Source organism: Streptomyces sp. NPDC002867 (genome assembly GCF_053591895.1).
Map to the genome: position 1 here is coordinate 1 of NZ_JBSFUR010000034.1, position 18346 is coordinate 18346.

Annotated in this window: 18 protein-coding genes and 2 tRNA genes; 7 read left to right on the forward strand and 13 right to left on the reverse strand. The window is 72.3% G+C overall.

Annotated elements, in window-relative coordinates:
* Positions 1–126: 126 nt before the first annotated feature.
* The 8 genes from def to ACWD0A_RS25865 form a co-directional block, all read right to left on the reverse strand.
* Positions 127–759: a peptide deformylase gene (gene def, locus ACWD0A_RS25830; protein ID WP_451301817.1), complete on the reverse strand. Its 633-nt coding sequence runs from the start codon at positions 757–759 to the stop codon at positions 127–129.
* Positions 760–1062: 303 nt separating this feature from the next.
* Positions 1063–2043, reverse strand: a complete 981-nt coding sequence (locus ACWD0A_RS25835) for a tetratricopeptide repeat protein (protein ID WP_177152927.1) — start codon at positions 2041–2043, stop codon at positions 1063–1065.
* Positions 2044–2160: 117 nt separating this feature from the next.
* Positions 2161–3456, reverse strand: a complete 1296-nt coding sequence (locus tag ACWD0A_RS25840; protein ID WP_451301819.1) for an HD-GYP domain-containing protein — start codon at positions 3454–3456, stop codon at positions 2161–2163.
* Positions 3453–4790 (reverse strand): HD-GYP domain-containing protein, encoded by a 1338-nt coding sequence (locus tag ACWD0A_RS25845; protein WP_451301821.1) that lies wholly within the window; start codon positions 4788–4790, stop codon positions 3453–3455. Before ACWD0A_RS25845 ends, ACWD0A_RS25840 begins: the two co-directional genes overlap by 4 nt.
* 161 nt (positions 4791–4951) lie before the next feature.
* A complete protein-coding gene (gene rsrA, locus ACWD0A_RS25850) occupies positions 4952–5248 on the reverse strand; it encodes a mycothiol system anti-sigma-R factor (protein ID WP_307713491.1) in 297 nt (98 codons plus the stop codon).
* Positions 5245–5910, reverse strand: a complete 666-nt coding sequence (locus tag ACWD0A_RS25855) for a sigma-70 family RNA polymerase sigma factor (protein WP_177152923.1) — start codon at positions 5908–5910, stop codon at positions 5245–5247. The genes rsrA and ACWD0A_RS25855 overlap by 4 nt, the downstream gene beginning before the upstream one ends.
* Before the next feature lie 247 nt (positions 5911–6157).
* Complete coding sequence (locus tag ACWD0A_RS25860) at positions 6158–6793, reverse strand: alpha/beta hydrolase family protein (RefSeq protein ID WP_451301824.1); 636 nt, start codon at positions 6791–6793, stop codon at positions 6158–6160.
* A gap of 36 nt (positions 6794–6829) precedes the next feature.
* Positions 6830–7645, reverse strand: a complete 816-nt coding sequence (locus ACWD0A_RS25865; protein ID WP_451301826.1) for an SOS response-associated peptidase — start codon at positions 7643–7645, stop codon at positions 6830–6832.
* 50 nt (positions 7646–7695) lie between these two features.
* Between ACWD0A_RS25865 and ACWD0A_RS25870 the strand changes: the two genes are divergently transcribed.
* From ACWD0A_RS25870 to ACWD0A_RS25885, 4 genes are all read left to right on the forward strand, one after another.
* A complete protein-coding gene (locus ACWD0A_RS25870; RefSeq protein WP_451301828.1) occupies positions 7696–8436 on the forward strand; it encodes a M50 family metallopeptidase in 741 nt (246 codons plus the stop codon).
* A 40-nt stretch (positions 8437–8476) separates the two neighbouring features.
* On the forward strand, positions 8477–9814 hold the full coding sequence (gene aroA / locus ACWD0A_RS25875; RefSeq protein ID WP_451301830.1) for a 3-phosphoshikimate 1-carboxyvinyltransferase: 1338 nt from the start codon (positions 8477–8479) through the stop codon (positions 9812–9814).
* Positions 9815–9818: 4 nt separating this feature from the next.
* Entirely contained in the window at positions 9819–10832 is a 1014-nt protein-coding gene (gene rsgA, locus ACWD0A_RS25880; protein ID WP_451301832.1) for a ribosome small subunit-dependent GTPase A, read from the forward strand.
* A 110-nt stretch (positions 10833–10942) separates the two neighbouring features.
* A complete protein-coding gene (locus tag ACWD0A_RS25885; RefSeq protein WP_307713497.1) occupies positions 10943–11266 on the forward strand; it encodes a DMT family transporter in 324 nt (107 codons plus the stop codon).
* Here ACWD0A_RS25885 and ACWD0A_RS25890 read toward each other — a convergent pair.
* On the reverse strand, positions 11232–11888 hold the full coding sequence (locus ACWD0A_RS25890; RefSeq protein WP_451301834.1) for a TetR/AcrR family transcriptional regulator: 657 nt from the start codon (positions 11886–11888) through the stop codon (positions 11232–11234). The genes ACWD0A_RS25885 and ACWD0A_RS25890 overlap by 35 nt on opposite strands.
* Before the next feature lie 136 nt (positions 11889–12024).
* On the opposite strand from ACWD0A_RS25890, the gene hisN reads away from it, so the two are divergent.
* Positions 12025–12825 carry a histidinol-phosphatase gene (hisN, locus tag ACWD0A_RS25895; protein WP_451301836.1) on the forward strand — a complete coding sequence of 267 codons (801 nt, stop codon included), beginning with the start codon at positions 12025–12027 and terminating at the stop codon, positions 12823–12825.
* A gap of 169 nt (positions 12826–12994) precedes the next feature.
* Entirely contained in the window at positions 12995–13393 is a 399-nt protein-coding gene (locus ACWD0A_RS25900) for a CBS domain-containing protein (protein WP_177152914.1), read from the forward strand.
* A gap of 102 nt (positions 13394–13495) precedes the next feature.
* Here the strand turns inward: ACWD0A_RS25900 and ACWD0A_RS25905 are convergent, their stop codons facing one another.
* Positions 13496–14947, reverse strand: coding sequence for a catalase (locus ACWD0A_RS25905; RefSeq protein WP_451301838.1), 1452 nt, complete (start codon positions 14945–14947; stop codon positions 13496–13498).
* 159 nt (positions 14948–15106) lie between these two features.
* On the opposite strand from ACWD0A_RS25905, the gene ACWD0A_RS25910 reads away from it, so the two are divergent.
* Positions 15107–15523: a Fur family transcriptional regulator gene (locus ACWD0A_RS25910; protein WP_451301840.1), complete on the forward strand. Its 417-nt coding sequence runs from the start codon at positions 15107–15109 to the stop codon at positions 15521–15523.
* A gap of 189 nt (positions 15524–15712) precedes the next feature.
* Here ACWD0A_RS25910 and ACWD0A_RS25915 read toward each other — a convergent pair.
* The 3 genes from ACWD0A_RS25915 to ACWD0A_RS25925 form a co-directional block, all read right to left on the reverse strand.
* Positions 15713–15786: transfer RNA gene (locus ACWD0A_RS25915), tRNA-Met, on the reverse strand.
* Positions 15787–15849: 63 nt separating this feature from the next.
* A complete protein-coding gene (locus tag ACWD0A_RS25920; RefSeq protein ID WP_451301842.1) occupies positions 15850–18021 on the reverse strand; it encodes a sel1 repeat family protein in 2172 nt (723 codons plus the stop codon).
* 214 nt (positions 18022–18235) lie between these two features.
* Positions 18236–18309, reverse strand: a tRNA-Met gene (locus ACWD0A_RS25925).
* Positions 18310–18346 lie beyond the last annotated feature (37 nt).

Here is an 18346-nt window from a genome sequence, read left to right on the forward strand (position 1 = left end):
GCACCCTTCTGCCATTCGGGCGCCCCCCAGCAGTCGTTCTGTCTTTCATCGCCTACCCGGAGGCCGGGTGTTGCGACGTTGATTAGAACCCAAGCACGGAGCGGGGCCCGCCGTGGGCCGCGCGGATCAGTCGTTGGCGACGACGGGGTAGCGCGGGGTGCCCTCCGCCATCTGCTGCAGCGCGTCCTTGCGCTCGCGCTTGGAGAGCCGGTCGATGTAGAGGTACCCGTACAGGTGGTCCGTCTCGTGCTGGAGGCACCGGGCGAAGTAGCCCGTGCCGCGCACCCGGATCGGGTTGCCCTGGGCGTCCTGCCCGCGCACCACCGCGTAGTCGGGGCGGGCCAGCGAGGCGTACGCCGTCGGAACGGAGAGGCAGCCCTCGTTGGAGTCGTCGAGGTGGCGCAGCTCCGGGGGCAGCTCCTCCAGCACCGGGTTGCACACGACGCCGACGTGGCGCACGCCCTCGTCGTCGGGGCAGTCGTAGACGAAGACCTTCAGGTCCACGCCGATCTGGTTCGCGGCGAGACCGACGCCCTCCGCCGTGCGCTGGCTGGCGAACATGTCGTCGATGAGAGCGGCGAGCTTGTCGTCGAACTCGGTGACGTCCTTGCACTCCTTGTGCAGCACCGGGTTGCCCACGACCGTGATCGGGCGGGAGGTGCCACGCTCGCGGTAGGCGCGCTCGCGCTCCTCACAGTTCTCCGTGTCCACGACGAAACCGTCGTCGACCTGCTGGTCCGTCTCGTGCTGCGACGCCATGTCAGCCGTACGCCCTTCTCAGTACCCGTCCCCGGCCCGATGCCCGGTCACCTGCGTGTCCGTACAGCCTACGGGCAGGGGCTGCCCGGCGGATCAGGGCCGGACAGGATGCGGCGTCCGGCGCACGGGTCTCCCCAGGCCCGCAGGCCTGGGGGACGCATCGCAAGGCGCCGGGATGCCCTCATAGCGGAGCCATAAGGGCATTTCGGCAACGCGGCGAGGTGCCGTCGCCTGGGGGTGCCCCCAGGCGAAGTCCTGGGGGAGCGTCGTGGCCCCGGCCAAGATCCGCCGGGGAGCCCCTGGTCAGCAGACTTCCTCGAGATCCCGCCATTCCCGGCTGTCCGGACTGTCCGCGACCCAGCCGTCCAGCAGTCCGCGCACGAGCCCGGCCGGCGCGGCGATTCCGCATTCGCGCTCAGGCGACCACAGGTCGCCCGCCGTGCGGTGACCCAGCGGGCCCGGGTGGCCCGGTTCGCTGTGGTCGTGCGGGTCCAGGTGCTCGCCCTCGCCCTCGGCGCTCGGCATCCGGCCCTCCGAACAGGCCCGGCACAGCAGCCGCACCGAGGACGACCAGTCCTCGGCGGCGAACCCCGCGTCGGCCGCCAGCTTCTCCAGCGCGTCCCGGTCGGCCTCGGTCGCCGCCTCCAGCAGCACCACCCAGGTCGGCACGGGCGAGGGCGCCCACAGCTCGATCTCGTCGAAGACGGGGTAGGAGGGCCCCGCGCTGGTCGTGCGCTCGCCGTGCGGCACACCGTCGTGCAGGACCACCTCGCCCCAGCGCCGCCCGGACGAGGGCAGCGGGATGGAGAGCACTTCTATCCGGGCCGGGTCGAGCCTGCGGCCCCAGACCACCTCGGCCTCGCCCTCGGGCGACAGCCGTACGGCGGCGCTGCCGAGATCCATGCCGACGGGCTCACCGTTCGGCGCGGCGGCTCCCGGCACCTTCAGCCCGTACGCCTGCCAGGCGCGGCGGGCCAGCGGCCAGTCCTGCAGGGCGGTGGCGGCGATGCCGACGTTCCACCAGTCCGGGGCGCCGGTCTCCTTGTCCAGCAGGGCGACGGCACGCAGCCCCGCGGCCCGCGCCTGCTCCCAGTCGTGCCGGAACTTGTGCAGCAGCGCCAGGTTGAACCAGGACTCCGAGAGCCAGGGCTCGAGATCCGCCGCCCTGGTCAGCAACGCCCCCGCGTCCTCGTACCGGCCGTCGCCGATCAGCGTGAACGCGCGGTCGGTGGCCTGCCGCCACGAGGCGGACGGCCGATGCCGTACCTTCCCGAAGATCCTCACGATTCCCGCCTGCCGGTCGCTCGGGTGTCTGTCCCGGACGCATGCCTGAGTGCCCGCTTCTGTGCCTTCTTTCGCATCCAACCATGCCCGGTCGCAGGCTCGCTCATTACCCATGGGTTACCCGGGTGGGACCGGGCCGAGACCGCCTCGGGCAAGGACTCTGGCAAGGGATTCCACGACCTCGGGCTCGTAGTCGTGGCCCGTGCCGAGGCGCAGCCGCTCCAGTGCCGCGAGGGCTCCGCCCGCACTTCCTCCGCTTCCCTGTGCCAGGTCCTCGTACGCGTTCACGGTGCGGACGATCCGCGCGGGCAGGGACTGCTCCCGGTAGGGATCGGCCTGCTGCTCCACCACGGCCGCGACGGCGGGCGGCACCCCGGTCCGGCGCACGACCGCACCGCCGAGCAGCGCGATACGGCGCTGCTCGGCGGCCGGGAGCACGGCGGTGGCCCCGTCGGGCACGGGGTCGACCAGGGACAGCTGACCGATGTCGTGCATCAGGGCCGCGTACTCCAGCACCGTCAGCTCGGGGCCCGACAGCCGCATCTCCCGGCCCACCGCCGTGCTGAGCGCGGCCACCCGCCGGGCGTGGCCGGGCGGGGTGTAGCCCGCGATCTCGGTGGCACGGGCGAGGGAGGCGATGGTCTGGCGGTAGGTCGTGCGGACCGCGGCGTACCGGCGGAACGACAACTGGGTCAGCAGCAGCGGCACGCAGAAGACGGGCAGCGCCCACAGGCCCGCGACCGCGACCGCGAGGGCCATCACGGCACCGGTCGCGCACACGGCGGACCCTATGCCGGGCAGCGCGCGCAGCTCGTCGCGCAGCAGCGGCTCGTACGGGTACCCGGGACGGGCCGCCAGGAGGACCGCCGACAGCACCGCGTCGCACAGGAGGGTGAGCACGAGGAGCACCAGCAGGAACAGGGCGTAGAAGGGACCGTGTCCGATGCGGTGCTCCAACGCGCCGGAGTTGTACAGCGGCTGGAAGCACACCGCGGCGAACCCGACGGTCAACACCCGCCGGGCCACATGGTCCGGCCCGGGTCCGCGCCCGCGCGCGACGTGCGGCACGGCCCCGGCGAGCGTGCCCGCGACGACGACGGCGACGACCTGGAGGGGGCCGTGGACGGTGGGCCGCCCGGCGCACTCGCCGAGGAGGGCGTACGCGAGGGCGCCGGCGGCCGCGAGCGGGGCGGGCTCCCTGCCCCACGCCCCGCCCGGTGCGGGCGGCGCCCCCGCCCCCGGCACGGCCGCCCACCGCGCGAGCTCCCCCACCGCGATGAAGACTCCGAAACCGAGCGCGTTCGCGGGCTCGGCCAGGCCGTTCCAGGCGACCCCGCCGAGGGCTGCGGCGGCGAGACAGGCGGCGGCCGCGTACACGGCGACGACGGCCCGGTCCGGCAGGGCCGCCGTCATCCGGTCCGCACCCGGTGCGGCCCGCTCGGCGCCTCCTGCCGCGGCGGACCCACCGGTGCCGCCTCGTCGGAGGTGACGGCCGTCTCCCAGCCCTCGCGTTCCAGCGCGCGCACCAGCGCGGCCACCATCCGCGGGTCGAACTGCGTCCCCGCGCAGCGCTCCAACTCCTCGAGCGCCGCTGCCACCGGGCGGGCCCGCCGGTAGGAGCGGGTCGAGGTCATCGCGTCGAACGCATCCGCGACCGCCACCACCCGCGCGAACTCGGGGATCTGCTCACCGGCGAGCCCGTACGGGTAGCCGCTGCCGTCCAGCCGCTCGTGGTGGTGCAGGATCGCCGCCCGCGCCTCGCCCAGGAAGCCGATACCGCGCACCATCTCGTGCCCGTACTCCGGATGCAGTTCGATCACGCGCCGCTCCTCGGGCGTCAGCGGCCCGTCCTTGCGCAGCACGCGTGTGGGCACCCCGAGCTTGCCCACGTCGTGCAGGATCCCGGCGAACCGGAGGAGTTCCAGCCGCTCGTCCGCCATGCGCAGCTCGCGCGCGATCAGCACGGAGGCCCGGCCGACCCGCTCGCTGTGACCGCGGGTGTAACGGTCCTTCAGGTCGACGGCCTGGACGAGCGCGCGGATGGTCGCCTGGTGGGCCGCCCGCTCACGGTGGTACTGGGCGTACATCCAGCTGGAGACGTACATGGGCAGCAGGACGAACAGCGCGGACACCGGCCCGTAGGGGCTGCGCCACAGGACGGCCGTCATCAGCCCGGCGAGGCCGTGCACGCAGTACGGGGCGGGTGACACGGACAGCAGCGCCCGCCCGGCCCGGCGCACCGTCACATGCTCGGCCGCCGCGCGGATGGCGCCGTCGAGGACGGAGAGCACCAGGCAGAAGGCGAGCGCCCCGGCGAGCGCGTGCACCAGCACGGAGGGGAAGTCGGGGGCGGTCAGGCCGCGTTCGCCGCCGGCGAGGCGGTACGCCCGCGCCGCGGCCCAGGTCGACAGCGCCAGCTGGGCGGCGCGCCAGACGCGGCGGGCCCCCGGCGCGGGCCGGCCGGCCCGGCCGACGAGGGCGCCCGGGACGGGGACGAGCGCGGCGGCCGCGGCCGGCAGCAGGAAGGCCGCCGCCAGCAGCACGGGGAAGTACGGGCAGGCCCCGACCCGCGGCGAGTGGCCGGGACGGAGGCGGGCGGGCATCTCGCACACCGCGTAGAGCCCGGCGAGCAGCGCGACCGCGGTCCAGGGCACATCGGCGGCCGTCACGGCCGGGGCCGCACAGACCACGGCGCCGAGGACGGCACCCGCGATGAAGGCGTGTGCCGCCTTCGGTATGGCCGTCACTGCCCCGCCCCTCCTCGATCCAGCGCACACGCTAGCGAGATGAGAGGTGAGGGGCGGCCGTACGGCCCCCGTTCGCACGTACGGGTGAACATCACGGCATCACGTGAGGCGCGCCACGAGTCGTGACGCGCCTCAGGGTCCTGCGTATGTCTCCGGCGGAGCTACTCCTGTGCCGTCGCCACGTCCTGGTCGGGAACAGCCTGGCCCGAACGGATCAGGTCGATACGGCCCATGACCTTGGCGCGCAGGTCGCTGGGCACGTCGTCCTGCCCGCAGCACCGCTTGACCAGCTTCTTCACCGCCTGCTCCAGGCCGTACTTCTCCAGGCACGGGGAGCACTCCTCGAAGTGCACCTCGAACTTGGTGCAGTCACTGTCGGGCATCTCATGATCGAGGAATTCGTAGAGATGGTCCAGGACCTCAGAGCAGTCCGTCTCGTGCGGCTCTCCGCAGCTCATGAGCCCGAGCCTTTCGCGTCGTTCGACTCCCCCGCACCGGCCGGGACGAGCCCGCGCTCGCGGGCGTAGTCCTCGAGCATGCCGCGCAACTGACGGCGGCCCCGGTGCAGGCGGGACATCACCGTACCGATGGGTGTTCCCATGATGTCCGCGATCTCCTTGTACGCAAAGCCCTCTACGTCGGCGAGATAGACCGCGATCCGGAACTCCTCGGGGATCGCCTGAAGAGCTTCCTTGACGTCCGAATCCGGCAGATGGTCGAGGGCCTGCGACTCCGCGGAACGCAGCCCCGTCGACATGTGCGACTCGGCGCGCGCGAGCTGCCAGTCCTCGATCTCCTCCGCTGCGCTGCGCTGGGGCTCGCGCTGCTTCTTGCGGTAGGAGTTGATGAAGGTGTTCGTGAGGATCCGGTACATCCACGCCTTGAGGTTGGTGCCCTCGCGGAACTGGTGGAACGAGCCGTACGCCTTGGCGTACGTCTCCTGTACGAGGTCCTCGGCGTCGGCGGGGTTGCGCGTCATGCGCAGCGCGGCCGAGTACATCTGGTCGAGGTAGCCGAGGGCGTCCCGCTCGAAACGGGCATTGCGCTCGGCGGCCGTCTCCTCGGACTGCTCCGCCCGGCCGTCGTCGGTCCCTGCGTCGGTCCCAGTGACCGCACCCACCTCCTCCAACGCTGTGACGGATCCCAGAGCGGACCCGCTCGAATCGGAGAATAGTCGACCATGCTGCGACGGGGCCTGCCGATTCCCACCGCCCACCGCCGGAACCGCCCCGCTCTTGCCCTGCGAGAGCACCGTCCACTCCAGCCCGGTGGAGCGCTCGGCTGTCGGGCAGAAGGTCGTACCCATGCGGTGGACTCCCTACTCATGCTCTGTACTGACATCTGCCACAACAGTGCGCACCCGCGTCTCATTCCCGGAGCGCGGCCGTCCAACGGGTCACTGCACCGGTGATCGTTCCGAGCGTCTCGGCCTCCGGGATCCCGGCCTTCTTGGGCACGGCGAACCCGTGATCCCCGAACGGCACTTCGACGAGTTCGTAGGGCCCGTCGGGGAACTCTTCGGGCCTGCCGAAGGGGTCGCTGCCGCCCTGCACGACCAGGGTGGGCACGCCCGCGCCCAGCAGTTCGTCCGCGCGGGACTTCTCGGGGCGGCCGGGCGGATGCAGCGGGAAGCTCAGCGCGAGCACGCCGACGGCGCCGAGCTCGACGGCCGTGCGGCAGGCGACGCGCGCCCCGGCGCTGCGGCCGCCGGCGACGACGGGCGGCCCCGCCTTCGCCAGGGCGGGCCACACGCCGCGCCATCCGGTGTCGAGCGTCTTCGGCGCGGGGGCGACCTTCTTGCCCGCGACGCGCCAGGGCTGCTCGACGAGGGCGACGGTGACGCCGTGCGCGGGCAGGACTCCGGCGATCGCCTTCAGGTCACGCGCCTCGATCCCGCCCCCGGCGCCGTGCCCGAGTGCCAGCACGAGGCGCGCCCGCCGCGCGGGGAACCAGGTGATCCGGGCATCACCGCCGGGGACCTCGACGATCTCTTTCCGCTCCATGCGGCCATTGTGACGCGGAGCACACCGAGGGCGGCGTCAGAACAGCACCGGCTCCTCGGGGCCCGCCAGTTCCTCCAGCAGTTCCGGCCCGTTGTTGCGCACGTTGCTGACCGCCGTCGTGACCGGGTACGCCCTCATCAGTCCCTCGGGCGGCGGCGCGAGCAGGGAACGGACCTCGTCGGGGTCGGTCGTCGACGGGTCGAGCCAGGCGTCCCAGCGGTCGGGCACCAGCATCAGGGGCATCCGGGGGTGGATGTCGGACAGCGACCGCGGCCCCTCGGCCGGCGCCACGCCGAGCGGCCCCTTCTCCGCATCCGTGGTGATCACCGAGCAGGTCACCCACCAGGCCTGGGGATGACCGTCCGGGAGCGTGCGGTCGCGCCAGAACTCGTACAGGCCCGCCATCGCGAACACCGAGCCGTCCGCGGGAGTGACGAAATACGGCTGCTTCCGGGGGCGCTTCTTCTTCCCCTCGACCTCCAGCTCCCGCTCCCCGGTCCCGGTCACCCACTCGTAATAGCCGTCGGCCGGCAGGATGCAGCGGCGGGTCAGGAAGGGCCTGCGGAACGACGGCTTCTCGTGCACCGTCTCGGCGCGCGCGTTGATCATCCGGGCCGCACCCTCGGGCGTCTTGGCGAACGACGGCACGAGGCCCCACTTCAGCGTCCGCATCTGCCGAACCGGACGCTTGTCCGCCGCGTCCTTCACAGGACGCTCGAGAATCGCGTAGACCTCCTTGGTCGGGGCCACATTCCAGTCGGGGGCCAGGGTCTCCTCCGGCTCCCACTTCTCGACCCGGAACAGCCCGACCAGATCCTCGGGCCTACGACTTGCCGCATACCGTCCGCACATAGGTGCCACACTGCCACTTCCGTACGCCGTCCGAGGGAGCCGCCCGCGAAATGCTCACGACACACACCGCCACGGTCCTCGCCGGGGCCTCCGCGCAGAACCTGTGGGACCGGCTCACCGGGACCCAGGACGCCCCCGAGCCCTGGCTCGTCGTCGTCACCGGCCTCGTGGCCCTCGCCGCCGTCATACCGGCCGCCCTGTGGCGGGTGACCCGCAACGCGGTCACCATCGCGCACGAGGGCGGCCACGGCCTGATCGCCCTCGTCACCGGCCGCTCGCTCCAGGGCATCAGGCTGCACTCGGACACCAGCGGCCTCACCGTCAGCCGGGGCAAACCGACCGGGCTCGGCATGGTCCTGACCGCGGCCGCCGGATACACCGCCACCCCGCTGCTCGGCCTCGGCGGCGCCTGGCTGCTGGCCGCGCACCACATCACGCTGCTGCTGTGGGTGGCCACGGCGCTGCTGCTGGCGCTGCTGGTCATGGTCCGCAACGCGTACGGCGCCCTCACGGTGACCGTGACCGGCGCCGCGTTCGTCCTCGTGTCCTGGCTGACAGAACCCGGCGTACAGTCCCTCTTCGCCTACACGGCCGTGTGGTTCATGCTGCTCGGCGGCGTGCGGCCGGTGTTCGAGCTGCAGTCCAAGCGCCGCCACGGAGGGGCGCCGGACTCGGACGCGGACCAGCTCGGGCGGCTCACCCATGTGCCGCCCGCCGTGTGGCTGGCGTTCTTCCATCTGGTGGCCTTCTGTTCGCTGATCGGCGGAGGCCGGTGGCTGCTCGGGCTCTGACCTCGAAGGCGGTCGGCGCCGAGCCACTAAAGTGATGGCCATGACCGACAGCACCGTGCACCCCGCCCTCTGGCCCGCCCCCTACGCGACCGGAGCCGTCGAAGCGACCGTCACCGTGCCCGGATCGAAATCGGTCACGAACCGCGCGCTCGTGCTGGCCGCCCTCGCCGCCGAGCCGGGCTGGCTGCGCCGCCCGCTGCGCTCCCGTGACACCCTCCTGATGTCGGCCGCGCTCCAGGCGATGGGCGTCGGCATCGAGGAGACCGTCTCCTCCAGCACGACGGGCGGCGCCGGCGAGGCGTGGCGTGTCATCCCCTCGGGTCTGCACGGCCCGGCCACGGTTGACGTCGGCAACGCGGGCACGGTCATGCGGTTCCTGCCGCCCGTTGCCGCGCTCGCCGACGGCCCGATCCGCTTCGACGGCGACCCGCGTTCCTACGAGCGCCCCCTCGGCGGCGTGATCGGTGCGCTGCGCACCCTCGGCGCCCGTATCGACGACGACGACCGCGGGGCGCTGCCCATGACGGTGCACGGCGGCGGTGCGCTGGACGGCGGTCCGGTGCGGATCGACGCCTCGTCGTCGTCCCAGTTCGTGTCCGCGCTGCTGCTCTCGGCACCGCGTTTCAACCAGGGCGTCGAGGTACGCCACGTGGGCGGCCGGCTGCCCTCGATGCCGCACATCCGGATGACCGTCGACATGCTCCGCGCGGTCGGTGCCCAGGTCGACGAGCCGGAGACCGGCGGCGAGCCGGACGTCTGGCGTGTCGCGCACAGCGCCCTGCTGGGCCGCGACCTGACGATCGAGCCCGACCTGTCCAACGCCCAGCCGTTCCTGGCGGCCGCGCTCGTCACCGGCGGCCGGGTCACGATCCCGGACTGGCCCGAGCGCACCACCCAGCCCGGTGACGCGCTGCGCGAGATCTTCACCGAGATGGGCGGCTCCTGCGAGCTGACGACGACGCCGGACGGTACGGCGCTGGTGTTCACCGGCAGCGGCCGCATCCACGGCATCGACGTGGACCTGGGCGAGGTCGGCGAGCTCACGCCGGGCATCGCGGCGGTGGCGGCGCTGGCCGACTCCCCCTCGACGCTGCGCGGTGTGGCGCACCTGCGGCTCCACGAGACCGACCGGCTGGCGGCGCTCACCAAGGAGATCAACGAGCTCGGCGGCGACGTCACCGAGACCGAGGACGGTCTGCACATCCGCCCGCGCCCGCTGCACGGCGGCGTGTTCCACACCTACGACGACCACCGGATGGCGACGGCCGGATCGATCATCGGTCTCGCCGTGAAGGACGTGCAGATCGAGAACGTGGCGACCACGGCCAAGACCTTGCCCGACTTCCCGCGGATGTGGGCCGAAATGCTCGGGGCCTGAGGTCATGCGCCGCTACGGCAAGCACACCGACGAGGACGACATCCGCTCGCGCCCCAACCGCAAGGGGAACCGCCCGCGCACCAGCATCCGGCCCAAGCACGAGGACGCGGCGGAGGGGATGGTCCTCACCGTCGACCGGGGCCGGCTCACGTGTCTGGTCGAGGACCGGGTCGTGATGGCGATGAAGGCCCGGGAGCTGGGCCGCAAGGCGGCGGTCGTCGGCGACCGGGTCGGCATCGTCGGTGACCTGTCGGGCGCCAAGGACACCCTGGCCCGGATCGTACGGATCGAGCAGCGCAGCTCGGTGCTGCGGCGTACGGCCGACGACGACGATCCCTTCGAGCGCGTGGTCGTCGCCAACGCGGACCAGCTCGCGATCGTGACCGCGCTCGCCGATCCCGAGCCGCGCCCCCGGCTGATCGACCGCTGCCTGGTCGCGGCGTACGACGGCGGTCTGGAGCCGCTGCTCGTGCTGACCAAGTCGGACCTCGCCCCGCCGGACGAGCTGCTGGAGAGGTACGGCGCGCTCGGTGTGCCCCATGTGGTCACCACACGCGAGGAGTTCGTGGACGGCCTCGCGGCGGAGCGCGTGCGCGAGCACCTGGTGGGCCGGACGACGGCGTTCGTCGGGCACTCGGGTGTCGGAAAGACGACCCTGGTGAACGCGCTGGTGCCGCAGGAGCGGCGGCGCAGCACCGGGCTTGTCAACGCGGTCACGGGCCGGGGCCGGCACACGACCACGTCGGCGCTCGCCCTGCCGCTCGCGGACGAGAAGGGGGGCTGGGTGATCGACACGCCCGGCGTACGGTCGTTCGGCCTGCACCATGTCGATCCGTCCCGCGTCATCCACGCCTTCCCCGATCTGGAGCCCGGTACGGAAGGCTGCCCGCGGGCGTGTTCGCACGACGAGCAGGACTGCGCGCTGGACGCCTGGGTGGCCGAGGGCCACGCGGATCCCGCCCGGCTGTACTCCCTGCGGCGCCTGCTGGCGACGCGGGAGCGACGCGAAGGTGACTGAGTCGTCCGCGTTTACGGTCTGCGACAACCGGTAAGTGCATAATCACACCAAGTCGGACCAAGCAGTCCCGGGCCGAGCAGTCACCGAATGACGCGGGAGGCGCAAGACCGATGGCGTGGCTGCTGGTGGTGGTCGCCGGGTTGCTGGAGACGGGCTTCGCCGTCTGCCTCAAGCTGTCGCACGGGTTCACCCGCTTGTGGCCGACGATCGCCTTCGCGGCTTTCGCCCTCGGCAGTTTCGGCCTGCTGACCATCGCGCTGAGAAAGCTCGACGTCGGACCCGCGTACGCGGTGTGGACCGGGATCGGCGCGGCCGGCACGGCCGTCTACGGCATGCTCTTCCTCGGCGACCTGGTCTCCACCCTCAAGATCGTCTCGATCACCATGGTGATCGTCGGCGTCATCGGTCTGCAGCTCTCGGGCTCGGCGCACTGACCGCGGCCCCGACCCCGCCGACAGAGGCCCGCACCAGCTGGGCGACGCCCTCTCCCACGGGCGCGATCACATAGGACAGCGCGAGGCGTACGGCGAGTTCGCAGCGCTGCGGGAGATCCGCCGGGTCGTCGGTGGAGCGCCCCTCCCGCGACCGCCGCGCCTGCCTGATCGCGGTACGCGACCGGTCCCGTACGGCCGCGAGCAGCTCGGCCGGTGCGGGAAGCCCGGCGTCCGCGCGGCGCTGGGCCGGCACGGCGGGCAGAGGCGCGCCTTCGCGCACCGGACGCGGGACGGGCAGCCTCTCGCCCCAGCAGCCGGTGAGCAGGGCGCACAGCAGCGGCCGGGCGCGGGCCTCGCCGACGGTCCACTCGGCGAGGGAGACGAGCCGTTCGGAGGGTTCGGTCCGCTGGGCCAGCAGCCGTTCCACGCCGCGCAGATAGCGGTCGGCCTCGCGCCGTACCAGAGCGCGGGCGAGGCCGTCCTTGCTGCCGAACTCGTTGTAGAGCGTCTGGCGGGAGACACCCGCGGCTCCGGCGACATCGGCCATCCGCACTCGGGGCCAGGGAAGGTCGCCGAGCGCCACGAGCGCGGCGTTCAGCAGGGACTCTCGAGCTGCGGGCATCGTCGCCTCCCCGACCGGGCATCTGTGGGCACAGGTTTGACGGGCCCGCCGGGGCTGTCAAGGGACACGGCAGCGTGCCCGGCAGCCGCCCCCGCCACCAGGAACACCCCGTTCCTCCACCGATAGAGTGGCGACCATGCCGGACTACCACGATGATCTGCGCCTCGCCCATGTCCTCGCGGACGCCGCCGACGCCACCACGATGGAGCGGTTCAAGGCCCTGGACCTCAAGGTCGAGACCAAGCCGGACATGACGCCGGTGAGCGAGGCCGACAAGGCAGCCGAGGAGCTGATCCGCGGGCATCTCCAGCGGGCACGGCCGCGCGACGCGATCCTCGGCGAGGAGTTCGGCATCGAGGGCACGGGCCCGCGGCGCTGGGTCGTCGACCCGATCGACGGCACCAAGAACTACGTGCGCGGCGTTCCGGTGTGGGCGACGCTCATCTCGCTGATGGAGGCGACAGAGGGCGGCTTCGAGCCGGTGGTGGGCGTGGTGTCCGCCCCGGCGCTGGGCCGCCGCTGGTGGGCGGCGAAGGGCGCGGGCGCGTACACCGGCCGCAGCCTGACGTCGGCGACGCGGCTCCAGGTCTCGAAAGTGGAGCGGATGCAGGACGCGTCGTTCGCGTACTCCTCGCTGAGCGGCTGGGAGGAGCAGGGGCGCCTCGACGGGTTCCTGGATCTGACGCGGGCCTGCTGGCGCACCCGGGGCTACGGCGATTTCTGGTCGTACATGATGGTCGCCGAGGGGGCGGTGGACGTCTGCGCCGAGCCCGAGCTGTCCCTGTGGGACATGGCGGCACCCGCGATCGTGGTGCAGGAGGCGGGCGGGTCGTTCACCGGCCTCGACGGCACTCCGGGCCCGCACAGCGGCAACGCCGCCGCGTCGAACGGGCTGCTCCACCGCGAACTCCTGGGCTATCTGAACCAGCGGTACTGACCCGCCCAGCGCACGCCCGCGCCATCGGAGGCTTTCGTGCGCGGCCCAACACGCCGCGCATGCCCCCTTGCTGCCCGGGTGGAGGACTGCGACTCTGAGAGTCCCCACACTTGTGAACTTGTGAATCGGTTCTCTAGCGACCCGGTACACCAAGGAGGTGGCTCCGTCCATGCTCGTTCGTGACGCCATGAGCACGGTGGTCCTCACCATCGGACCCGCACACACACTCCGCCAGGCGGCCAGTCTGATGGCCGCACGACGTGTCGGGGCGGCGGTCGTCCTCGACGGCGACCTCGGCCTCGGGATCCTCACCGAGCGCGACATCCTGAACTCGGTCGGCTCGGGTCAGAACCCTGACCTGGAGACCGCCGGAACCCACACCACCACCGACGTCGTGTTCGCCGCACCTTCCTGGACCCTGGAGGAGGCGGCCGGAGCAATGGCGCACGGCGGTTTCCGCCATCTGATCGTGACGGACGACGGCGGCCCGGTGGGCATCGTCTCCGTCCGCGACATCATTCGCTGCTGGGCTCCGGCCAGGCGGCACGCGGGATCGGTCGCGAGCTGACCGGGTTGACCCGCACGAGCGAACGGGCGCATACACACGCGGACACCGAGAGGGCCGGATCCCTTGTCCAGGGATCCGGCCCTCCGGGCTACGACAAGCGGGTCAGCCGCGCAGGGCCTGGACCGCGGCGTCGAGCCGCTTGCCGAAGTCGCCGTCCGCCTGGCGGAAGTTGTTGATCGCGCGCTCGGCGATGTCGTCGCGCGACACCTTGGCGATGAAGCCGGCGAGGTTGTCGATCAGACGGCCCTTCTCGTCCTCGGACATCAGGCGGTAGAGGTTGCCCGCCTGCACGAAGTCGTTGTCCTCGGCGTGGACGGGCGCCGGGTGGTCGCCGGTGACGCCGGTCACCGGGACCGGCTGCCACAGCGGGCGGTCGATCTGGTGCGGGCCGCCGAAGCTGTTGGGCTCGTAGTTCTTCGCGCCCTTGTGACGGCCGTCGTACAGGAGGCCGTCCCGGCTGTTCGTGCGCGCCTCGGTGGCGTGCGGGCGGTTCACCGGCAGGTGGTCGGCGTTGATGCCGACGCGGTAGCGGTGGGCGTCGCCGTACGCGAACAGGCGGCCCTGGAGCATCTTGTCCGGCGAGGGACCGATGCCCGGCACGAAGTGGGCGGGGCTGAAGACGGACTGCTCGACCTCGGCGAAGATGTTCTCCGGGTTGCGGTTGAGCTCCAGCTTGCCGATCTCGATCGGCGGGTAGTCCTCGTGCGGCCACACCTTGGTGAGGTCGAACGGGTTGAAGCGGTAGGTCGCCGCCTCGGCCGCCGGCATGATCTGCACCTGCACGGTCCACGTCGGGAAGTCACCGCGCTCGATGGCCTCGCGCAGGTCGCGCTGGTGGGAGTCGGGGTCCTCACCGGCGAGCTTGTTGGCCTCGTCCTGGGTGAGGTTCTTGATGCCCTGGTCGGTCTTGAAGTGGTACTTGACCCAGAAGACCTCGCCGGCCTCGTTGTTCCACTGGTAGGTGTGGGAGCCGTAGCCGTTCATGTGGCGGTACGAGGCGGGGATGCCGCGGTCGCCGAACAGCCAGGTCACCTGGTGGGTGGACTCGGGCGACAGGCCCCAGAAGTCCCAGACGTTGTCCGCCTCCTGGCTGCCCGTGTACGGGTCGCGCTTCTGGGTGTGGATGAAGTCGGGGAACTTGATGGCGTCCTTGATGAAGAACACCGGGGTGTTGTTGCCGACGAGGTCGTAGTTGCCCTCCTCGGTGTAGAACTTCAGCGCCCAGCCGCGCGGGTCGCGGACCGCGTCCGCCGCGCCCAGGTTGCCCGCGACGGTCGAGAAGCGCAGGAACGTCTCCGTCTGCTTGCCGACCTCGGACAGGAACTTCGCGCGCGTCCACTGCGAGACGTCACGGGTCAGCGTGAAGGTGCCGTACGCGCCGGCGCCACGGGCGTGGACCACGCGCTCCGGGATGCGCTCACGATTGAAGTGCGCGAGCTTCTCCAGCAGCAGCTGGTCCTGGACCAGAACAGGACCGCCGACGCCCGCCGTCTCGCTGTTCTGGTTGTCGGCGACCGGTGCCCCGGCCTCCGTGGTGAGCGGTCCCTGCGTCACGTGCGCCTCCTGCGTCGTTCTGCCCATTGAGCGAAATCAGCACTGCCTGCCCTTGGCATGCGCTGGTCTCGATCCTACAATAGACTTTGTCTAAGTCAAGTAGACATCCAAAGTCACACCCGTTCGGGACCTGGGTCCCTTCGCTGTTAGGCTGGCCCTATGAGTGACCTGTTGGAACGACTCCGCGGACGCGGCTGGCGCATGACCGCGCAGCGGCGCGTCGTGGCCGAGGTCCTCGACGGCGACCATGTCCACCTGACGGCCGACGAGGTCCACGCGCGCGCGGTGGAGCGCCTGCCCGAGATCTCCCGGGCCACCGTCTACAACACGCTGGGTGAGCTGGTCAGCCTCGGCGAGGTGCTCGAGGTGTCGACCGACCGCCGCGCCAAGCGCTACGACCCGAATGCCCACCGGCCCCACCAGCACCTGGTGTGCGCCCGGTGCGGCGCGATCCGTGACGTCCACCCGTCGGGCAACCCCCTGGCCGACCTCCCCGACTCGGAGCGCTTCGGCTTCACGGTCTCGGACGTCGAGGTGACCTACCGCGGCACCTGCCCGAACTGCGCTGCCGCGTAGCACGAAACCACCGAGAAGGGCCCCGACGGAAACGTCGGGGCCCTTCTTCGTCAGGTCGCGTCTTCGTCAGGTCGCGGGGCCGGACCGGTCGCCGGGCCGGATCCCGGGTGATCGACGGTCCGGTGAGGCTGTCGACCGGCCGGACATGACCGAAGGCCCGGATCTCGAGGATCCGGGCCTTCGTTTCAGTAGCGGGGACAGGATTTGAACCTGCGACCTCTGGGTTATGAGCCCAGCGAGCTACCGAGCTGCTCCACCCCGCGTCGGTGAACACCACCTTACGGGACCCCCTGGACCAGAGCAAATCCCTTCCCGGGGCCCCGCCGCTACGCGGTCAGCTCCTGGATCAGCGCCTCGCGCAGCTTCGCCGCACGCTCGGCGACCTCGGCCGGCCCCAGCTCGACCGCTCTGGCGCACCAGAGCTGCCCCTCGGCGAGCTCGCCCCTGCGAGCGGCGAGCAGCGCGAGCCGCAGGGCGGCCCTGCCGTGGCCGGCCCGCGCCGCGCGGGTCCACCACAGGGCGGCCTCCCGCTCACTGCCCTCGCGGGCGAGGAGCAGTCCGAGGTTGAACGCGCCGCTGCGGCTGCCGGCCTCCGCGGCCTCGCGGTACCAGCGGGCCGCCTCGGCGGTGTCCCCGCGGGCGGCGGCGAGCATGCCGACCCGCACCTGGGCGCGACGGTGCCCCTGCTCCGCGGCACGCTCGTACCACTCCTCGCACTCGCTCTTCTCCGCCATCGGCTCGCCGAGGGCCGGCGGACCCGGCGGCGGGCGGCGCGCGTCCAGCACCGTCGCGAGCCGGAACGCGGCCTCGGCGCTCCCGCCGCCCGCCGCGCACCGCAGGTGGCGCTCGGCGGCCTGTTCGTCGCCCTCCTTGAGCCGGGCGATGCCGACCTGGAGCGCGGCCTCGGTGTGACCGGCCGCCGCGGCCCGCTCGTACCAGGACAGCGCGGTGCGGTCGTCGTCCCGGCCGACGTGGAGGATGCCCAGGTTGAACGCCGCGTCGACGCTGCCCGCCTCGGCCGCCTTGGAGAACCAGGGCTCGGCCCCGGCGTGGTCCCCTGCCTGCAGGAGCAGGACGGCGAGCGCGTTGGCGGCCTCGCGGTGCCCGGCGTAGGCGGCCCGGCGGTACCACTGCTCGGCCTGGGCCGTGCGGTCCTGGGCGGCGCACAGCAGTCCGAGGTTGTACGCGCCGTTGACGTCGCCCGCGTCCATGGCGGCGCGGTACCAGCGCTCGGCGCTCTGCGCCTCGCCACGGGCGGCGTGCAGCGCGCCGAGGGCGTTCGCCGCGTTGCCGTCGCCTTCCTGGGCGGCACGCAGCCACCACACGGCGGCACTCTCCTCGTCGCCCGCGTCCCGCAGCAGGAACCCCAGCGCGCAGGCGGCCCGGGCCTCGCCGTCCTTCGCGGCCGTCAGGTACCAGCGGCCGGCCTCCTTCAGCTCGCCGCGCTTCTCGAGGATGGCGCCGAGATGCAGGGCGGCGCGCCGGTGCCCGCGGGCGGCGGCCTGCCGGTGCCACTGAACGGCCTCGTCGAGCAGACCCGGATCACGCGCGCCGCCCGGACGGGCGGCCTCGGCCTCGGCGAGCACGCGCAGCCCGGCATCCGTCTGCCAGACGGCCCCGCCGCCCCCGGCCACGTCGCCGTCCCCGCTCGTTCCGCCCGCCGCGCGGGCGCCCCCTTCGGCACCCGTGCCGGGAACGCGGCGGCCGCCTCGCATACCGCCCATGGCTGCGCCCTCGTCCCGGCGCCCGGCCGGTACGGGTGCGGGACGGGACGGTGTGGCGGCCGGACCGAGCGGGCCGATGCCCTCGCCCTTGCGTGCCTCCTCCGCGGCCCGGCGCTCCAGCGCCCTGGCGAGGCGGTAGGCGGCCTCGCGGTGGCCCTGCTCGGCCGCCGTGCGCAGCCAGCGCTCCGCCCCGTCCTCGCCGCGGTGCTCCAGCAGGTCGGCCAGCGCGTACGCCCCGAGGGCATGGCCCTGTTCGGCGGACTGCCGCAGCCAGTACTCGGCGGCCGGTTCGTCGCCGCGTTCGCGGAAGTGCCGCCCGAGTGCGTGCGCGGCGGCCGCCGAACCGGCGACCGCGGCGATACGCCACCAGCCGGCCGCCTCGTCCGCGTAGCCGCGCTGGTGCAGCAGGACGCCCAGGTTGTTGGCGGCCGCGCGGTCGCCGTCGGCGGTCGCGCCGCGCAGGTAGGGCTCGGCGCCGTCCAGATCCCCCCGGCGCAGCAGGAGTGCGCCGAGCACACTCATCGAGGCCGTGTCGCCGTGGTCCGCGGCGCTGCGGTGGCGTGCTTCGACGCCGGCGGTCTCCTCGGCGTCGACGTTCTCCGTGGCGCCGAGGCCACCGGTCCTGACGACGTTGTCGCCGCGGTCCGAAGCATTCACCGCGTCCACCGCCTCGACGGCGTCGACGGAATGCACCGCGTCCGCCGCGCTTCCGGCATGCGGCTGCACAAACCGCTCTGTCTCCAACAGAGTTGCCCTGTCCCCCATAAATTCCATCGTCGCACCACCTGCAACCCGCGTACACCTGGTATACAGCAGCCAGTGAGGTCACTTCAGCGTTTTGTCGACATGCCCACAGAGAGATAAGTCAAACACGCCAACCCCCAACTCGCGCACTCCGGCACGCACTTCGGGGAAGAACCCCCCGAAGGTGTCGGGTCAGCACGAAGAGGGCCCGGATCCTCAAGGATCCGGGCCCTCTTCTTTCCAGTAGCGGGGACAGGATTTGAACCTGCGACCTCTGGGTTATGAGCCCAGCGAGCTACCGAGCTGCTCCACCCCGCGTCGTTGTTCCGTAAAGGTATCACGACGCGGGGCGGAT